The following is a 20411-nucleotide window of genomic DNA, read 5'->3' on the forward strand; positions in this document are numbered from 1 at the left end:
TACACACTGGATGGGGACACATAAGCTATATCTTTATTTTGCATTTCATAAGCAAGTTTTCTATGACGTAAATCTGGGTTTTCTAAAGCATAGCTTATTATTGCTTCTTCCTCTTCTTCTAAAAGTCTATGAGGACAAGAAGCAGGCGTAGAATTATGGTTTTTAAGTCCATCTAAACCATTGGTATTAAAGCGACGCCTCCAGCGATAATAGCGATCAGGGTTAAGCTGTAGCTTATCACAAGTATCTTTAATATCAAGCTCTGATTCTTCTACAATATCCATTAACTTACGTTTTTTATCAGCAGAAAACCATTTACCTTTAAGGTTACCATGAAGCTCTATACGTCGTTTTTTTTTAGAATCTGAAGTTCAGTAGAAAGCTCTACAATTGTTTTTTCTAATCTATCTTTTTCTTGCTTGAGCTTTTCTTTTTCAGGATCTCTTTTGCTCTTGTGTTGAAATATATTATCAGCTGAATTAAGCAACTTCTTTCTCCACTGATAAAACTGATTTTCATAAATACCATATTTACGACAAGTCTCAGAAATATTATCATTTTGTAAAGCTTCTAAAACAATTTGCATCTTCTCTTGTGGTGCTCGTTTTTTATTCTTGCTCATGAATATCTTCCTCCTTCTAGTTATAGTTTGAAGGAAGAAAACGACATTTATTCTAAAAACTGTTTTGAAATATGCTTCATGGGCTTAGAAACATTATATTTATTGATATAAAGCTTCACTTTATATCAATAGTTTATAGTTGATAATTGATAGTGGATAGTTAAAAAACATAAAACATTAAAAACACATTACCCCTTAGTTATAAAGGCTTTAAGAAGGTTAGGTTTTGAATTTTAACTATCAATTTTAAACTATCAATTATCAATTGAAGTTACACATTATTGTAACATAACCATAGTATTGGCCCTTAAATTTTTAAGGTTTTAAACTATTCACTATTCATTATTCACTATTCATTGCTTTTAAGACCTCTTCCTCCACTTCCTGTCTCCGCTCCTCTACAGCAGAAAAATCCATCGCTTCTATATAATAATCCTCTTGCTCATCATGAAAAAACTTAGCCTGCTTAATCATATCTCTCGCCTTATCCATCACAATCTGATATCTTCTCTTCGTATTCGCTATCCGCCGCTTATTGCTTTTTATAACTTCTGAATCAACACATTCCAACATATTGACAATTTGATCATTTTGATCAGCAGGGTCAACTACATGAGGGGCTGTTCCATCAAGCAAAGCTACCTTTAATTCATCAATCACAAGTAAATCTACACTTTCAGGATCAAAAGAACAGTGGCCATAGCAGACATCAAACCCTCTTTCTCTAGCTGCTTTTCCTACTCTTTTAACCAAAGTCGATTTTCCTGTTCCTGCTCTACCTTTAATAATATATCTATACTCCATATCATTAGTAATATTATCAAAATAATCAACTGTTCCTTGTGCTGTAAAAGCGCTACCAAATAGATGTCGTTCTGCTCCTAACTGCTCTGCTAACTTCTGCTCTCCAAAGATCTGCTCGATCAGCTCTTCGGCTTTACGATTGGCTTGTTGGAAATTCATTCCTTCCAGATAATAATCTTCCCACTCATCATGAATTAATTTAGCTTCCTTAAGGTAAGCATAAGCCTTCTGAAAAGAATTCCATTTTGCTTTACTCAAACTTACTATCTCATCCTTATTTTCTTCCAATGGTGATCTATCCCAATATCTACCTAGATTTATTATCTCATCAACTGCCCCTGGATACTTAGGATCAACTAAATGGGGTGCTGTTGCATCCAAGAATGCAACTTTCAATTGAGGAATTACTACTCCATCAAGTGATTCTTTATCTGATGAACACCAATGTTTTTCAAGGTCATATCCTTCTTCTACCATCTTTTCTGCTATCCGTTTCATAAATGTCGACTTCCCTGTCCCTGGCCCTCCTTTAATCATAAAAACCCTATCACATTGATAAGGAAGATATTCAAAGAACGAATAAAACCCTTTACTTGTATTTCCACTGGAAAAATAATTCTTAATCATCAATCTACCTCCTTAATTAATTCACAGACTATTTTTAGCTATTATAATCTTTATGTATTGATTTAAACTATTATATCTGAATCATGTATATCAATTTAAGCTAAATCTTGGTAAAGTGATAATCAAATTGTATCTTTATTACAATAATGTGTCACTTTCAAAACCAAAGGAACCACGAATAAGCACGAATTAACGCTAATAAAAAATAACAACTGATAAAAAATTTAAATTGCTAAATAATAATATTTTTGTAGAGGCAGGTCTCTGTGCCTGCCCATGAAATAAATCATTAGGCATATGTTTTAACATATGGCGTTCGTTGTTAAATCAAGGTTTATTAAAGGTAAGAGCCACAGGTTTCAACCACCCCAAGAGTACTTCCTCAGTCGGTATAAATCGCCTTCTTCAGGGCGCTGTGGTGGGATTTCGCAATAGCGATTGGACTACAGGTTAAAACCTGTAGCTTGGATTTAAAAATAAAGGGCGACCACGGAGAGTCGCCCCTACAAAAACACATTATTATACGAACGAAAAGTTACACATTATATCAATTAAATTTAATGTTAAATAATCTTCTTTTTGTCACCTTTCACATTTTATTTTAAAATATTTTGTGCTGCGTGACTTAACTCACAGAAGTTATCCAAGTATTCCTATATCATTTAATTAGAGTTAAGAAAGATGAGGTAAAGATCTTATCTCATCAAATTAAATATAAATCTAAAGGAGGAGATATTGATGTTTGGATTTTTTAAAAATGACGACAAAAACGAAGGCAAAAAGGCTCCAAAGTCTGAAATGTTCTGTTACCAATGTGAACAAACACCATCTGGCGGTTGTACAAAAGTAGGTGTCTGTGGTAAGAATCCTGATATTGCTAGTTTGCAAGATACTATTATCTTTGGTTTGAAAGGTGTTGCTGCTTATGCAACTCACGCTCGAGAGCTTGGGTATACTGATGATGAAGTAAATGAGATTACTCAAGAAGCTCTTTATGCTACACTGACAAACTCTAACTTTAACTTAAATGAACATATTGGCACTGCATTAAAAGTTGGAGAGGCTACAACTAAGGTAATGGATCTATTAGATCAGGCTCATACAGATAGATTAGGTACTCCAGCACCGGTAGAAGTTTCTCAAAACAAAGTAGAGGGACATTGTATCGTAGTTACAGGTCATAATCTTTATGCTTTAGAAGAATTGCTTAAGCAAACTGAGGGTAAAGGAATTAATATTTATACTCACTCTGAAATGTTACCGGCTCATGGTTATCCAGAATTAAATAAGTATGACCACTTAAAAGGGAATGTTGGTAAAGCATGGTATGACCAACGAAAATTATTCGCTGAATTCCCTGGAGCTATCTTAGGTACTACTAACTGCTTGATGCCAATTAGAGGTGACTATGGTGATAGATTCTTCACTTATGGCACTGCTGGATTAGAAGATGCTCAAAAGATTGAAGATAACGACTTCAGTCCATTAATTGAAAAAGCATTAGAGTTACCAAAAGCTAATATTGATTCTGATGAAACATTAACTACTGGATTCCACCATGAAACAGTATTAGGTATTGCACCAGAAATCATTGAAGCAGTTAAAGAAGGTAAAATTCAACGTTTCTTTGTAATTGCTGGTTGTGACGCACCGACTAAAGGTCGAGATTATTATCGAGAATTAGCAACTTCTTTACCAGATGATTGTGTTATTTTAACTACATCTTGTGGTAAGTTCAGATTCAATGATGTTGATTACGGTACTGTTCCAGGTACTAATATTCCAAGATATATTGATTTAGGTCAATGTAATAACTCTGGTTCTGCAGTTAAGATTGCTCTAGCTTTAGCTGAAGCATTTGACTGTGAAGTAAATGAGTTACCACTTAGCATTGTACTATCTTGGTTCGAGCAAAAAGCTGTTGCTATCTTGTTAGGCCTATTTAACTTAGGTATCCAAGATATCTATGTTGGCCCGTCTGTACCGGAATTCTTATCAGGAAATGTAGTTGAAGTATTACAAGATAACTTCAACTTACAAGTAGCAAGTGATCCACAAGAAGACCTTAAAAACATGCTAGGTTAATCCCCTTTTTTAAAAATAAATTTTAGTTCTAGATAAAAAAAGACCTCCAAGTGGAGGTCTTTTTTTGACTCTTCTTAATTTATACCTCAAATCTATTAGTAACTCGTTCTAATTCAGCAGCCAATTCAGATAATTTATCTGCCGAAGAGGTAACATCTTGAGTTACAGCAGTAACTTCTTCAGTTGCCTGCAGTACTTGATCACTACCAGAGGCTAATTGCTGAATTACTGCACTTGCTTCTTGAATCTGTTCTGATGTATCATTAATTCCAGCAACTATCTCTTTAAAGATCAATCCGGCTTTATTGATTATCTCTTCACCTTGCCTTACTTCATCCGCTCCTTTTTCTACAGCAGAAATAGCAACCTTAGACTCTTGTTGAGTTTCAGTTATTAATTGAGCAATCTTATCAGTAGCTTGAGTTGTTTCCTCTGCTAATTGACGAATCTCTTCTGCTACAACAGCAAAACCTTGCCCATGCTCTCCCGCTCTTGCTGCTTCTATTGCTGCATTTAAAGCTAATAAATTAGTCTGTTCTGCTATATTAGTTATTAGATCAATAATTTCTCCTATTTCATCTGATTTTTGATCTAATTGATCAATACTCTCTACAGCATTTTGAACTTCTCTTTTGATCGTTTTCATTTCAGCAATTGCCTCATCAATTTTAAGCTGCCCTTGATCGGCATTAGTTGCTGTTTGCTCAGCAAAGCTATTAATCTGTTGTGTACTAGCAGCTACCTGTTCAATTCCAGCTGACATCTCTTGAATATTACTAGCTGTTTTTTCAATATTGTCATTTGTTTCATCAGCAATAGCAGACAACTCTTTACTAGACAAAGTTAAAGAGTTCGTTGTCTCTAGTACCTTCTGAATAATGCTTGCCTCTTCACTGACCATTTGGTTGAATTGTGCCCCCAAATCGCCTAACTCATCACTGCGATCTATTTCAACTTTCGTCTTTAAATTTCCTTGACCTACTTCTTTCATTTTAGCATCTAACTCTCGAACCGGCTTAGCAATTCCATTAGCAATTAAGAATGCTACTCCAACTGCAACTCCAATAGCTATCAATAGAATCACTAAGTTTATAATCAAAATCTGGTTAATATCACTGAAAGCCTGTTCTGTATAATTCTGTACTACAACTACCCAATCCAGCCCATTTACTGGAGCATAAGCTCCTAACATTTCAACTTCTTGATCATTATAATAACGATCTACCCCAGATTCTCCTTCTAAGGCCCTACTAACAGCAGGAATTTCCTGGGCATTGCTCTGTTCTAGTACCCGTTCCTCAAAATCAGGATGAGCAATAACTGCTCCTGTTTGATCAGTAATATAAGCATAACCTTCTATATTATCAATATTAGTAACCATTTCTTGCAAAATATGTAGATCAATATCAGCAGCTAAAACCCCTTTAACCTTGCCATTATCCCCCATAATAGGTAATGAAATGGTAATGCAAGGCCGATCTGTAGCCACTGAAATATATGATTCAGAGATGTATTCTTCTCCTTCTATTGCAGCTTCAAAATAAGGTCTAAACCCTAAATCTTCCCCTACAACTACTCCTCCTTCTTCACTATCAGCAATTACTTTTCCATCTTGATCTTGAACAAAGAGCAATTCAAAAATATCATCTTCCTCTTTAACCTTTCTCAATAGTTCATTTTGTTCTTCAGCATTCATTTCTTTAACCTCTTTAGTCTGGGCCAACACCTTTACTAAATTTTTCTTTTCCATAATAATCTGTTCTACACTAGTTGATAATTCATTAACCAATAATTGATTCTGCCTTTTGACATGTGTTCTAGTATTATTGGCTTCTCGATTATAAGTAATAACCCCATAAATTGAGAAAGGTATAGCTACTAATAGAATCATAAATAAAACCAACTTTTGCTTCAAATTGAACTTCATCTAGAAGCACTCCCTTTTATTTGTTATATAAATTTATTTTCACAATAATAAAAAATTTTAGCACCTACCCAGATTAGATAGGTGCTAAAATAAATTTTAACTCTTTAGTAAAATAGCCTTCCTGCTGGGCCAATTGGTAACCCAAAAGTAAACCAAACTATTAACATAATAATCCAGACAAACATAAAAGCAAAGGAATAAGGCATCATAGTTGAAATTAAAGTACCAATTCCCATTTTTTCATCATACTTCTTAGCAAAAGCTATAATAATTGCAAAATAAGACATCAACGGACTAATAATGTTAGTCACTGAATCTCCTATTCTATATGCTAACTGAGTGAATTCAGGACTATAACCTAATTCCATCAACATCGGAACAAAAACTGGTGCCATAATAGCCCACTTAGCTGATGCACTACCAATAAAGATATTAATAAAACCAGCTACTATAATAAATGCAATAATCATTGGTAATCCAGTAAAGTTAACTGCCTGTAAGAATTCAGCTCCATTAATAGCTAAGATTGTCCCAATATTTGACCAGCCAAAATAAGCAACAAATTGTCCAGCTGCAAATGCTAGAGCAATATACATTCCTAAATCTGACATAGCTTTAGAAAATGCATCGGCTACATCTGAATCGTCCTTGATCGTACCAGTCTTAAGTCCATAAGCTAACCCTGGTACAAAGAAGAATAAAGCAATCATTGGTACCATACCTTGAACAAAAGGAGTCGCTCCCATAATAATCTCACCAGCATCACTTCTTAAGATACCATTTTGAGGTACAGTCAATGCTGCTATTCCTGCTACAGCAACCAACAACCAAATAAGTGCTGATCTCAATCCTTTAGCTTCAAGCTCTGTCAATTCTTCTAATTTTTCTGTATATTCACCTTCATATTCACCAAGTCGCGGTGCTACAATCCTTTCTGTTACCCAAGTACCTACAAAAGTAACTAAGAAAGTAGATGCAATCATAAAGTACCAGTTAACAGTAGGTGCTACTGTATACGTCGAATCCATTAACTGAGCTGCCTCTTCAGTAATCCCTGCCAATAATGGATCAAGTGTTGATACTAATAAGTTAGCACTAAAACCACCTGATACCCCTGCAAAAGCTGCTGCTAAACCTGCTAGTGGATGTCTCCCCTTAGCTGCAAAAATAATCGCTCCTAAAGGAACTAAGACAACATATCCAGCATCTGAAGCTACATTAGACATGATTCCTGCAAATACAACCGCTGCAGTAATATAACGGTCAGGAGCTCCTAATACTATCTTCTTCAAAGTTGCTTTGATCAAACCTGAACTATCAGCTACACCAACACCCAACATAGCTACCAATACAGTTCCTAGTGGAGCAAAACCTGTAAAGTTCTCCACTGCCTCAGAAAAGACCCTTCTAATTCCATATCTAGAAATTAAATTAACTGCTTCAATCGTTTCACCTGTTCCTGGATGCTCTACTGATAACCCAAGTTGACTTACCACCCAAGAAAGTACTAACGTCAATCCTGCCAAAATAAAAAATAGCGTGATCGGATGCGGTAACTTATTACCTACTTTTTCTACTATGTTTAAGCTCCGATCAATGATTCCTCCTTTTTTTTGTTTACTCACTTTCTCTCCTCCTTTTTAATTATTAACTCTTCCCTTTTTAATTGTTATTTAGCTCCTCCAACATTAAATATTCTAGTTTTTTTGCAATTTTCCTGCTTAAAATACAAAAAAACCTAAAAACCAATTTTTTCTTAGGTGATATTATACAAATTACGACAAAATTAAAAGCCGCCTTAGGCGACTTTTAATAATTACTTTCATTTTTTCTTTTTAGGTAATAAACAAATAAAATTGGTACCTAGCCCTTCCTTACTTTTCACCATAATCCTTCCATTAAAGTCATCTAATAAACTCTTAATAATATATAAACCAAAACCTCTATCACCCTGTTTGGTAGAAAAGCCAGGATTAAATATATCATCTATTACTTCATCAGAAATTATTGGCCCGTTATTATGTACGATTAATTTAATATTATTTTTACTCCTTTCCAATCTAACTGTAATTTTTCGTCTAGCTTCTGATAAGTTACAAACTGCATCAATAGCATTATCAACTAAATTAAATAATATTTTCAGCACTTTATTTTTAGGAATAATAGTATTCTTAATTTGAGTATTAACCTCTACATTAAAATCAATCTTATTCTTCTCAGCCTTCTTCTTTTTAGGAAGTAATACTGTATCTAAGAAATTATGTTCCTCTCTATCAGAAGTTATATTATCTAAATCAAAATGTAAATTCGGAATATAATCTTGAGCTTCCTTATTCTTATTTAATTGCAACATTGTATAAATGGTTTGTAATTCATTCTTAAAATCATGGCGTTGGACTCTTAAATCCTTAATCCTTTCAGTCTGTGATTCAACCTTGACTCTTTCAATCTCTAACTCTTTTTTAGCAATGATTCCATCTGTAACTTCTTCAACAAAGAAGGCTTTAAAGATATAAATAAAAGTAGTCACCTTATATAAATGAGCTACAGCATCTATAATAAGAATTGGAAAGGAGTAACTTACCACTCTTTTAGAAGCAAATAATAAACTAGATAATAAAAAGAATGTAAGACCATTACTAGCAAAGGTTGTAACTCTACTTTCATCTTCTCTAATCTTTCTTTGATAAATAATAATAGTTAATGATATAAGTATAGTTATAATTCCTTCAACTCCTAAAATAAAATTAGGAGAATCAATCCAAAATCCTAAGAAAAGATAGATAATAACTAATGACACTAATCCATTAACAATAACCAACTTATATCTATTCGTCTTGCCAATAAACCAAATAATATAGAATGATACAGCAATAATTAGATCAACTCCAATAGGTATAACTACATCAACAAAAAAATAGTGATTATAATTGATTACCAAAATACCATGAATAAAATTCAGTACCCCTGCAACTAAAAAACTAACACCCAATAATAAATCAGTTAATTTATTAGTATAGCGATAAGTATGAATCATCAATAAGAAGATATTCAAGCAAATAAAAGCAATAATAATCTCAAAAATAAATTCAAAATAAAGAAAATTGTCTCTATATAACTCATATGTCTCTTTCGAAATATAAAATAAGATTAAAGCCACTAAGGTAATAACCCCTAAATTATATCTAGAAGACCTTGACTCTTTCTGACACCTTTTCATAAAATCCTCCTGCTATGTGTAGTATTAAATCTATAACATGTTTTGTCAACTTAGAACCATCATCAATAAACCATCTACATACATAAATTAATTATTTCCCTCAATATAATCAACCTAAATCCCTTTATATAGGTGCTAATATTTGCTTTATAGATAACTGATAAAATCCCTCTATTTTAAATAAAAAACTTAAAATTTAGCAAATGATATAAATCCTTTGGATAATTTATCCAAAATAAAAAAGCCGCCACAGGCGACTTTTTTATTTTATTTTGTTTTTATTACCTCTCTATCACAGCTACAAAATCTGGTAATACTTTTACAGAAACTTGATCTCCTCTTTCTGCCTTTATTTCTGGATGAATATGAATTAAAAGGCTATGGGATGTATTATTAACATCAATGATAGCATCAATAGTATTACCTTTATAGACAACCTCCTTAATTACACCTTGAATTGATCCTTGAGAATCTAACTCAAAACTCTCAGGTCGAACAGATATGGTGACTTTCTCTCCTGGTTGTTTGCCATGAGTATGATGACAAGGAATGGTTCCTATCTCTGTTACTACACTTTCAGCATCAGAACCTATAGTACCTTCTAATAGATTTGATTGTCCAACAAAGGAAGCTACAAAAGTAGTTTCTGGCAATTCATAAATCTCTCTAGGTGTTCCTTTCTGTTCAACCACACCATGATTCATTAAAATAATCTTATCAGATATAGATAAAGCTTCTTTTTGATCATGAGTAACAAAGATAGCTGTAGCTTCACTTTCTCGAATAATACGAGTTACATCCCGTCTCATCTGCTCACGCAAACTCATATCTAAATTACTGAATGGTTCATCAAGAAGTACCACTACTGGATCTCTTACTAAAGCTCGGGCCAACGCTACCCGCTGTTGTTGGCCCCCCGATAATTCAGCAGGGTTCTTAGTGGCATGATCAGCCAATCCTACAAGCTCTAATGTCTCCATAATCTTATCTTGATCTCTATCTTCAAGACCAAAAGCTAAATTATCTTCAACACTCAGGTGAGGAAATAAAGCATAATCCTGAAAGACCATCCCAACACCTCTCTTTTCTGGAGGTATCCAAGAGTTTTCAGCAGCAACTTCCTGACCTCTGATATTTATTACTCCTGAATCAGGACGTTCAAGCCCTGCAATCAAACGCAGTAAGGTCGTCTTTCCACAGCCACTTGGCCCTAACAACGTCACGATCTGACCAGCCTCAACCTCAAAGGATACATCTTTAAGTGCAGGTGATTCAGTTCCTGGATAGGTTTTTGTAATATCGGACAATTCTATAATCATAAATCCATCTCCTTTTCCATTAATAAATCATGTATATAAACTTACTTGTCTAGCTAATTAGATTAAGATTTATAGATGAAAAAATCCGCTCTTAGATTTTTTCTATCCCCTAATCCTCTTGAGAAAAAAGAATCCATAACGAAAATGATGATATTAAGACCAATAATAATGCCGGAACCGCAGCACGAGTATAAAAGGCCTCCGTAGTAGCATTCCAGATCTCAGTTGTTAATGAACGAAAACCAATTGGACTTAATAATAAAGTTGCTGGTAACTCCTTCATCGTTGTCAAAAAGATAAGAGCTGCCCCTGTAAAGATTCCCGGACGAATCAAAGGTATTGTCACTGTTCGTAATACCTTAAATCTAGAACAGCCCATGATCAGACCAGCATCTTCAACATTAGGGCCAACTTGCAATAATGAACTACGCAAAGCACCCATTGCTTGTGGAAGAAAGAGTATCACATAGGCAAAGATCAACAATGGTAAGGTCTGATAGAAAGATATTGCATAATTTGATCCAAAAAAGACAAGGGCCAATGCCACTACTATACCTGGCAGAGCATAACCTGCATAAGCTATCTTCTCTAATAGTTTACTGAATCTACTCTTATATCTTACAGATATTATAGCCACTGGCAGTGTTGCCACAACTCCAACTATAGCAGTTATACCGGCAGCATAGAAAGAATTAAATGCTGCTTCCCACCGTAAGACAAATGCTTCTCCATGTATCAGACCCCGAATCAACCAAAAAATGGTGACACCTACCGGTAAAACTAATGCAAGTAATACTATTGTAGAACAAAAGATCAATGCCGGCCACTTCCATTTACCCAACTTAATCTTCCTTAATTTCCTCTTGGTTCCTCTGCCGAGACTATGATAACGGGCCTTACCTCTAGTCCACATCTCACAAGTAACGATCAACATAGTTAAACCAACCAATATAAGTGCCAACACAGCAGCATAAGTCCGATCAAAAGAGCCTCGATATTGCAGAAAAATCACTCTGGTAAAAGAATCAAACTGTAATAAAGAAACCGCAGCAAAATCACTCAAAGTATAAAGTGCTACTAAAAGCCCACCTCCTGCAATAGCAGGACGAAGTTTAGGAAAAGTTACTTTCCAGAATATCTGCCAGGAGTTTTGGCCCATTGTTCGAGCTGCCTCCTCTTGGGAGGGATCCATTCCTACCAAGGCACTCCGTATCGATAATAAAAGATAAGGATAGCATAATAAGGTCAGTAATGCCCAAGCCCCAAAAAAACCATAAATTCTTGGAGTATAAGATATATTAAAGACATCACTAATAAAATTATGAACTATCCCACCATATCCAAAAGCACTTACAAAAGCAAATCCACCGACTAATGATGGTATCACAAGCGGTACCATAGTTAAGATAGACCATATCTTTCGCCCTGGAAGATCAGTCCGTACTGTCAGCCAAGCTAAAGGAAGAGCAATAATAATAGTAGATAACGTTACTGATCCAGCTAAAGCTAAAGTATTCAATAAAACAGTTATTGTCTGTTCACGTAATAGTAAAGATAAAAAATCATCAACTCCCCAGACCCGCACAATCAAATATAATAAAGGCAAAGCCATAGCAAGTGCTATAATGATTACCGGAATCAATATAAATGGAGGAGCCACAAAAGGCCACTTCAGTTGACCTTGTTTAAATAAATCGATCTTATTTTTGAATGTTGAAAGTTTAGCTTGCATGATAATCCCCTACCTTTAATAATAATCTAATTCTTACTGTCAAATATTCAATATCAGTTAAACTCTTTTTATTAACCATTCATCCCCCTCCAATTTATGTAAATTAATTTCGAGTTTTTATCACAAAAACTTATCTACATTATAATGAAAATAATTCTCATTGTCAAGTTAATCCATGAAAGCCATTCTCAAATTATCTCATCAATCAAAAATCAAAAAAAAACAGAGAAAACCAATTTGAATTGGCTTTCCCTGTTTTAGTTAACTAAACATTCCTTTAGATTATATTATAATGCTCCTACTTCTGAAAGTAATTTTAACGTTCCTTCCAAATCTTCAATATTGGTTAAATCTAAGTCAGGAGTATCAATCTTCTCCAAAGACTTTACTAGAGGATTATCAACATCCATACCTTTAACTACTGGATATTCATTATTTTCTTCAATAAAGTGTTGTTGTATTTCTGGTGTTAGTAAAAATTCTATAAGTTGATTAACATCCTCATTATCAGCTCCATCCAAAGCTCCTATACCAGCTATATTAATCATAGAACCAGCATCATTTGTCGTATATAAGTTTCTGACAGGAAAATCTTCACCTTCTTCAGCTATAAATCTGAATAAATAATAGTGATTAGTAAAACCTACGTCTGTTTCTCCTCTACCAACACCTTCTACAGTACTCGTATTATTATGATACCTAACTGGATTATTAGCTTGAATTCCACGCAACCACTCTTCTGCTCTCTCTTCTCCTTCTACAACACGTAATGCTGTTACAAATGCTTGAAAGGAACCATTAGCTGGAGACCAACCGATACGCCCCTCCCATTCAGGATCTGTAAAACCCCAAATAGTATCAGGTAATTCATCTTCATCAACATTATCAGTATTATAAGCTACAACTCTAGCTCGACCAGATACACCCAGCCATTCATCATCTGGAGACCTTAATCTAGAATCAACTTGTTCTAAGTACTCTTCAGGTAGAGTTTGTAAACGATCTTCCGTAGCCAATGCTCCTAATGCTCCAGCATCTTGAGCAAAGAAGATATCTGCAGGACTATTTTCACCTTCTTCTAAAATAGTAGCCGCCAATTCTGCTGTATCTCCATAACGTACATTTACCTCAATTCCTGTCTCTTGCTCAAACTTTTCAAACACAGGACCAATCAAATTCTCAGATCTTCCAGAATAGATTGTTAGCTCTTCTGTATCACTTGTACTAGAACAACCAGTAAATACTGCTAAAAGTGTAACTAAAGCTAATGCTAAAACTATCAAACCTTTTCGCTTAAACATTTCTTTGCCTCCTAGAATTTATTAGTGTTATTGAAAATCAATCTCAACTAAATGACACCTTTCATTATAATGAAAGCCATTCTCAATGTCAAGTTTTTTTAATTATTTACTCAGATTTATCTGTTTTAACCTCTCTAGCTAAAAAGTAACAAGAGGTTTTTACGTTTTAACTTGGAATTCTAAATGCATAGGTGTCTAAACTCTTAATTGATATTTAGTGTCAGTGTGAGTAGTGTGTGTGAGTAAAAGCAAAACCTTAGCCCTTATGGTTTTGACCTCACTCACACACACATAACCGACACATTATTGTAAAAGAAAGGAGCAATAAGATGAAGCAATTATTCATGGTAGTCTTGACTTTAATCATCGTAGTAAATTTTCAGTTTTCAGCATTGGCTAGCAATTCATTTTCAGTTGAATTTATGGAGTTAGATACCTCTTATCAAAAATTTAGTACCGAAATTGGATTAACAGATAATCTATCATTAGCTGGGGATTATGCTTATAGTAGAATCAACCCCTATAATCTCAGCTTAAAGTTAGATAAGGCAAATCTAATTCTTAAACGAGAGGTTATTACTACCGATATCTTAAGTTCACAATTAGGAATCGGTTATAACTACAATTCAACCGATCTTTCAACTGATTACTTTCCACAATTAGACCTGACAACAAGAGAAACCGGGCCAATCCTGGCAGCCGCAGGTGAAATAGAGTTAGATGAGGAGATTTCTTTATTTGGGCAACTAAATTATGCTCCTTATTCATCACTACGTGGAGAACTAGTAACAGAAGATGAAGCTACTACTAGTAAGCAAAGCATTAGAAAGTATTCAGGTAGGATCGGTGGAAGGTTCAAATTAGCTGAAAATCTAACTGGACAGCTTGGTTATAATTTTATTAACTATCTCAACTCACCAGATGATTTAGAAGAGATAGAAGAAGTTGACGGTGAGCTGCAAGAACAGTTAGGTAGTAATTCAGGTGGGATCTTTATTGGGGTTAAGGCTAACTTTTAAAATCAATTTAGCAGATAGCTAGTATTTTTACTAGCTATCTGCTAAATCACTTCTAAATTCAATTAACTCTCCAACTCTACAAAGCTGATGATCTTAATCCCTTCTTTCTTTAACCATTCTACAAGTTCATCACTTGTCAATATCTTTAGCTCTCGTACCCGATGATCATTGTAGCTACTTGTTTTCTTTAATCTATTATCAGCTAGAGCAGGATGGCACATAATCTCCATCGTTCCTGCTGAAAAACTTTCAAGCTGGTGCTTTAGATTCTCTAACGTCGCACCAACTCCATAAAAATCATCAGAAAAATAATCGGTCGTCATTACCCCTACCTGCTTAAAATACTCCTTAACCTCATCATTAGGATGCCTGACAGGCAGTTCATACTCACGGGCCAACTCTGCCACTACCTCCTTAAATCCTGAGTTTAAATGAATGTGATGGTGACTATCTAAATGGGTCAACTCAAGATCAGTTTCCATAAATTTCTCAATCTGCCTTCTTAATTCATGCTTTACCTCTGCAACCTTCTTGTTCTCCAATAACTCAGCTAGTTGATCATAAAACTCTCCTTCTTCCGTGACTAAAGAAGGAACCTCCTTCGCAGGAGAAATAGATCGACCATAAGTCAAATTCAAATGAAGTCCCATCTGCTTAATCCCTTTTTGTTGAGCTAGCTTTATAGCCTCCTCAGCTCCTGGCAGATTAATCATCAATGTTGTACTACTAACTACCCCTTCTGTCAATGCCTTAATAATCCCTTGATTACAACTACTGTGCAACCCAAAATCATCCGCATTTATAATTACTTTTTTCACACTATCACCTTCCTCAATTCACCTTTTTTTCTAGTGATTAGTACCTAGTTGCTAACCTCAAATTTCTCTATCAACTCCTGTAACTTTTCAGCCATCTCTGCTAACTGTAGAGACGAGTTAGTAACTTCTTCTGACATGACATTTATCTCCTCTGTAGCATCATTTACCTGATTACTATCTTGAGCCAGTTCATTAGTAGAATTAGCAGTCTGCTCTGTTTGAATTGATGTTTCTTCTACTACACCTTTAATTTCTTCAAAGATACCTCCTGTTCTCTCTATGACTTTTTTACCTTCTGTAGCCTTGTGTTCTACTTGCTTTATTTTCTCTAACCCTTTCTTAGAGTGTTGTTGTATATTATTAACTAACTGTTCAATCTCATCTGTTGCATTTGAAGTTTGCTCAGCCAATTCTCTAATTTCATCGGCTACTATTGTAAATCCTCTACCATGCTCACCTGCTCTTGCTGCTTCAATTGAAGCATTTAATGCTAATAAATTAGTCTGTTCTGCTATATTTGTGATTAATTCAATTATTTTTCCTATTTCAGCTGAATTATTATCTAACTCATTAATTACTCCTACTGTCTCTGTAACTGCTTGATTAATCCCTTTGATACTATTAATTGTAGCTTTAATATTTTGAGTACCCATATTAACTTGTGAATTAGCTCCTTCAGAAAAATTTGCTACCTCTTTTGCACTGGCTGAAATCTCTTGAATACCTATTGATATATTATCTATTAATTGATTGGTCGTTTCAAGGGTTGCAGTTGTTTCTTCTGCTGATGCTGATAACTCTTGACTATGCTCCGAAAGTACTTGAACATTGTCTGTAATATTTACTACTAAATTCTTTATGCTTTTTTGAATTTGATTAAATGCTCGTTCTAAATCACCAAACTCATCTTTTCTATCTAAAGATAATTCAGCAGTCAAATCCTTTCCTTCTAATTTATTCATTGCTCCAACTACTTTTGTAATCGGCTCAGTAAATCTATGGGAAACTATGTAAACAATAAGTAAAGAAATAATTAAAAATATAATAGAAACTATAATACTTGATAATCTAAGTGAATCTAATTCAGCTAATACTTCAGTTTGTGGCAAAGTTACTCCCACTACCCATTCTGTTTCTGGCACATCACTATAACCCATATATAACTGATCTCCATCAAAATAATATTCTCCAAACCCAGCTTCAATTTCTATCATTTCTTCAGTTATATTAGCTAAACTTTGAAGACTGTCATCTTCTTGGGCTGCTTCTATTGGATTGAATTGCTCCATAACAAATTCTTCAGTTTGATGAGCAATAGTGTCTCCTTGATTATTAAACATATAAGCATAACCTGTTTCTCCAAAAGTTATATCAGTAATTATATCTATCAGATCAGATCCTAATATTCTAGCTATCAAAACACCAATAACCTCTCCACCATCTATAATCGGTGTAGCAGCCATAACAACCGGTTTATCCACTGCCCTACTGATCAACATATCTGAAGTAGTTGTATTACCTGCTAAAGCTTGTTGAATATAATCTCGATCACTCAAATCAAGAGTAGTTCCATCAACATAATGAGCAATACCATCAGGTTCTACTATTGCCATCGTTGCATATTCAGTTCGTTCTATCTCCTCTTCTAAGATAGGTTCTATCTCTTCTTGATCCATTGTTCTAATTACTTCTCTATTAGCAATCGTTTCTAATTCGGTTAATCTAATATCAATTTTCGCTTTAATTAAACTTGCTACATCTTCCGCTTTTTCAGCTAGTCTTTCTTCCATCTCACCTATTAAAGTATTTGAACTATTAACATAAGCAATCCTTCCTAAACCTAAACAAATTATTGTTACTAAAAGCCCTATGTACAACATTAATTTAAATTTAATCGAATTGATTCTCACTTTACTTCGCTCCTTTCAATTACATTTTAATTTATATACTTCCTAATATTTATAAGTTGAAAAATATTCCAGCTCAATTATATTTTCACCCTCCTTTTTTATAAGTAATAGTTATTATTACTATTATATATTATAAGGAAGATTTATACAAGTGGCAATAAAAAAAGAAAAGAGTAGGCTCGTGCCCACTCTTTCCCTAATCTTTTAATCTATTCAGGTTAAATTAAATTTAATTTATCTTCTGCCTAATCCTTTTAATCTTCTCTTGAATATCCTCTGCCCCAACAATTTCAGTAATCATTGCTACACAGCTAGCTCCCTTTTCAACTACCAACTCTACATTATCCTCTTTAATTCCACCAATCGCTACAAAAGGAAGATCTATATTCTCAACTACATATTCCAAATACTCCAAGCCAACTGGAGCACAGACATCCTCTTTAGTATCAGTTGAAAAGATCGGGCCAACACCAATATAATCAACATCCTGAGCTACTGCTTCCCTAGCCTGCTGTGGTGAATGAGTCGATAAACCGATTATCTTATCCTCACCGATTAAATCTCTAACTACATCTACCGGCAAATCATCTTGCCCAACATGAACTCCATCGGCATCTACAACCAAAGCCAAATCGATATCATCATTAATAATAAATGTTACTCCTGCCTCTTGAGTCAAATGGCGTAGCTTTTCTGCTTCTTGATATTTCTCGAGCATATCCTTCTTCTTCTCTCGATACTGAATTATTTCAACACCAGCTGCAATCATCTCTTTAACAACCTCTATATTGCTCCGCCCTTGAGAAAATTTCTCACCAGTAAGACAATAAATATCAGTATCCAATACTTTCTGACTCATACTTTCCCTCCTCAAGCGATTCTAGATTCGATGCCAATTCTTAAATACAGTCTGATAACCCTTGTCATCAAGTAACTTAGTAATCTGATCTACATCCCGATCATCAGAAATATCAAATTGATTAATTCCTTCTTGTGGCTCAGCATAGCCACCTACTTCAGTAGATGATTCAGCAGAAATCTTAGTAATCCCTAACGGCAATAGATTATCTCGCAGTTCTGCTCGCTCCCTAGTAGAAAGATTAAGTCCTGCTCGAGGCAAAAATAACCGATAAGCCAATAAAATCTGAACCAATTGACTATCATCAACAATAGAATTAGGCTGGAAGCTTCCTAAATGAGGTCTTAAACGAGGTACAGACAGATTGATCTCTGTTTCTAAGTATTTATCTTGGAGATACTTAGCATGTAATCCTGTAAAGAATGCCTCTTGCCTCCACTGACCAAGTCCTAATAAGGCTCCAATATTAACCTGTCTCATTCCTGCTTGGCAACCTCTTTCAGGAGCATCTAAACGATAATGGTAATCACTCTTTGGCCCGTGAGGATGGACTTCTTCATAAATTTCTTGGTCATAAACTTCTTGATAAATAGTCAGCCCTTCTACTCCCGCTGCAATTAATTCTTGATACTCAGCAACCTCTAATGGATAAACTTCAATACTCAAACACGAAAAATGTTCTTTAAGTAAAAGTACCGACTCCTTCAAATAAGAGACTGGACTATGCTTACGGGATTCACCAGTCAAGATCAATAAATGCTTAACCCCCTTCTCAGCAATTGCCTTAGCCTCCTCTTCTATCTCTGCTAAATCGAGTTTACTTCTTTCAAATTTATTATTGACACTAAAACCACAATACAAACATTGATTGACACAATAATCTGCTAAATAAAGTGGTAAATATAATAGCATCGTCCTACCAAAATGCTGCAAAGTTAATTGTGAAGCCTTTTGAGCCATCTCTTCTAAATAATTACTGGCTACAGGAGATAATAAGGTCAAAAAATCTTCCTTAGTCAATCGTTCTTTACCTAATACTCGCTCTACATCTGCTGCATTTACTCCTTCGAAAAAAGAATTAAAATCTAGTTGATTAAATTGGTTATATTCTTGGTAAAAACTCATTCTTGATCTTCCTTTAAAAATCCAGTCAGTGGTGATGATGCAGAAGCATACTTCTTAACAGCTCCTGTACCAGCAAGGTAAGCCTTTCTTCCTGCTTCCACAGCAGCAGCAAAGGCATCGCCCATTACAACAGGATCTTTAGCAGTAGCTATTGCCGTATTGACTAAGACTGCATCAGCTCCCATCTCCATTGCCTCTGCAGCTTGAGATGGCTTCCCAATCCCAGCATCAACTACTATCGGTAACTCTATCTCCTCAATCAAGATCCTAACCAACTCTTTCGTCTTCAAGCCACGATTAGAACCAATCGGTGCACCTAACGGCATTACTGCTGCTGCTCCTGCCTCTTCTAACCGTTTAGCTACCATCAAATCAGGACTAACATAAGGTAAGACTACAAATCCTTCCTTAGCTAAAATCTCTGTCGCCTTAAGCGTCTCTTGATTATCAGGAAGTAGATACTTATTATCTGAAATAACCTCAATCTTGACCCAATTACCACACCCTGCTGCTTCAGCAATTCTAGCAATCCTGACTGCTTCTTCAGCCGTTCTTGCTCCCGAAGTATTAGGCAACAACACACAGTCATCAGGAATATAATTGATCACATTATGCTGTGGTGAATCAAAATCAACCCTCCGTAAAGCCATCGTCACTACCTGTGAACGAGCAGCTTTGATCGTCTCAGGAATTAAATCTTGCTTAGCAAACTTACCAGTTCCAGTAAATAATCTACTATCAAGTTCTTGATCTCCTATTACTAATTTATCAGCCATAATTATTGTCCTCCTCCTACAAAGTTAAGTATCTCTAAATTATCATCTTCTGCTAGTTCGATCTGCTCCCATTTATCCTGCTTAATAACTTGGCCATTATACTCTATTACAACCCTACCTGCTTCTAAATCTTTGCTCTCCAAATAATCAACTATAGTCAACCCTGCCTTTACTTCCTCTTCTTTTCCATTAACAGTTATCTTCATTAAATAACACCCCCGGTGAAAAGATCAGTGTACAGTTTACGGTTGACAGTTGACAGTAAAT

17 protein-coding genes are annotated in these 20411 nt (G+C 34.9%); 2 read left to right on the plus strand and 15 right to left on the minus strand.

What is annotated here, in order from left to right; translation table 11 throughout:
• The 3 genes from MWH28_RS03520 to MWH28_RS03530 all read right to left on the minus strand — a co-directional run.
• The coding region (locus MWH28_RS03520; protein WP_248617903.1) for a helix-turn-helix domain-containing protein at nt 1-284 on the minus strand (284 nt) is incomplete at its 3' end.
• 56 nt (nt 285-340) lie between these two features.
• A complete protein-coding gene (locus MWH28_RS03525) occupies nt 341-622 on the minus strand; it encodes a helix-turn-helix domain-containing protein (protein WP_248617904.1) in 282 nt (93 codons plus the stop codon).
• Nucleotides 623-964: 342 nt separating this feature from the next.
• Nucleotides 965-2053 carry a PRK06851 family protein gene (locus MWH28_RS03530; protein ID WP_248617905.1) on the minus strand — a complete coding sequence of 363 codons (1089 nt, stop codon included), beginning with the start codon at nt 2051-2053 and terminating at the stop codon, nt 965-967.
• A gap of 798 nt (nt 2054-2851) precedes the next feature.
• Between MWH28_RS03530 and hcp the strand changes: the two genes are divergently transcribed.
• On the plus strand, nt 2852-4138 hold the full coding sequence (gene hcp / locus MWH28_RS03535; protein ID WP_345894745.1) for a hydroxylamine reductase: 1287 nt from the start codon (nt 2852-2854) through the stop codon (nt 4136-4138).
• A gap of 79 nt (nt 4139-4217) precedes the next feature.
• Here hcp and MWH28_RS03540 read toward each other — a convergent pair whose 3' ends face one another.
• From MWH28_RS03540 to MWH28_RS03565, 6 genes are all read right to left on the minus strand, one after another.
• Complete coding sequence (locus MWH28_RS03540) at nt 4218-6065, minus strand: methyl-accepting chemotaxis protein (protein WP_248617907.1); 1848 nt, start codon at nt 6063-6065, stop codon at nt 4218-4220.
• Between the two features lie 104 nt (nt 6066-6169).
• A complete protein-coding gene (locus MWH28_RS03545) occupies nt 6170-7690 on the minus strand; it encodes an AbgT family transporter (protein WP_248617908.1) in 1521 nt (506 codons plus the stop codon).
• A 197-nt stretch (nt 7691-7887) separates the two neighbouring features.
• On the minus strand, nt 7888-9285 hold the full coding sequence (locus MWH28_RS03550; protein WP_248617909.1) for a sensor histidine kinase: 1398 nt from the start codon (nt 9283-9285) through the stop codon (nt 7888-7890).
• A gap of 281 nt (nt 9286-9566) precedes the next feature.
• Nucleotides 9567-10604, minus strand: a complete 1038-nt coding sequence (locus MWH28_RS03555) for an ABC transporter ATP-binding protein (protein WP_248617910.1) — start codon at nt 10602-10604, stop codon at nt 9567-9569.
• Between the two features lie 109 nt (nt 10605-10713).
• Nucleotides 10714-12336 (minus strand): ABC transporter permease, encoded by a 1623-nt coding sequence (locus MWH28_RS03560; protein WP_248617911.1) that lies wholly within the window; start codon nt 12334-12336, stop codon nt 10714-10716.
• Between the two features lie 287 nt (nt 12337-12623).
• Nucleotides 12624-13637, minus strand: a complete 1014-nt coding sequence (locus MWH28_RS03565) for an iron ABC transporter substrate-binding protein (RefSeq protein ID WP_248617912.1) — start codon at nt 13635-13637, stop codon at nt 12624-12626.
• Between the two features lie 329 nt (nt 13638-13966).
• Between MWH28_RS03565 and MWH28_RS03570 the strand changes: the two genes are divergently transcribed.
• The gene (locus MWH28_RS03570; RefSeq protein WP_248617913.1) at nt 13967-14656 is read left to right on the plus strand and encodes a hypothetical protein; all 690 of its coding nucleotides are present in this window, start codon (nt 13967-13969) and stop codon (nt 14654-14656) included.
• A 62-nt stretch (nt 14657-14718) separates the two neighbouring features.
• On the opposite strand, the gene chbG is transcribed toward MWH28_RS03570, so the two are convergent.
• The 6 genes from chbG to thiS all read right to left on the minus strand — a co-directional run bounded on the left by chbG (nt 14719) and on the right by thiS (nt 20350).
• Nucleotides 14719-15474, minus strand: coding sequence for a chitin disaccharide deacetylase (gene chbG, locus MWH28_RS03575; protein ID WP_248617914.1), 756 nt, complete (start codon nt 15472-15474; stop codon nt 14719-14721).
• A 44-nt stretch (nt 15475-15518) separates the two neighbouring features.
• Nucleotides 15519-17384, minus strand: coding sequence for a methyl-accepting chemotaxis protein (locus tag MWH28_RS03580; protein ID WP_248617915.1), 1866 nt, complete (start codon nt 17382-17384; stop codon nt 15519-15521).
• Between the two features lie 229 nt (nt 17385-17613).
• The gene (thiE, locus tag MWH28_RS03585; protein WP_248617916.1) at nt 17614-18243 is read right to left on the minus strand and encodes a thiamine phosphate synthase; all 630 of its coding nucleotides are present in this window, start codon (nt 18241-18243) and stop codon (nt 17614-17616) included.
• A 21-nt stretch (nt 18244-18264) separates the two neighbouring features.
• Complete coding sequence (thiH, locus tag MWH28_RS03590) at nt 18265-19368, minus strand: 2-iminoacetate synthase ThiH (protein WP_248617917.1); 1104 nt, start codon at nt 19366-19368, stop codon at nt 18265-18267.
• The gene (locus MWH28_RS03595; protein WP_248617918.1) at nt 19365-20144 is read right to left on the minus strand and encodes a thiazole synthase; all 780 of its coding nucleotides are present in this window, start codon (nt 20142-20144) and stop codon (nt 19365-19367) included. Before MWH28_RS03595 ends, thiH begins: the two co-directional genes overlap by 4 nt.
• Nucleotides 20145-20146: 2 nt before the next feature.
• Nucleotides 20147-20350: a sulfur carrier protein ThiS gene (thiS, locus tag MWH28_RS03600; protein WP_248617919.1), complete on the minus strand. Its 204-nt coding sequence runs from the start codon at nt 20348-20350 to the stop codon at nt 20147-20149.
• Nucleotides 20351-20411: the final 61 nt, after the last annotated feature.

The organism is Natroniella sulfidigena (assembly GCF_023223645.1).
GTDB classification, from domain to species: Bacteria; Bacillota; Halanaerobiia; order Halobacteroidales; family Halobacteroidaceae; genus Natroniella; species Natroniella sulfidigena.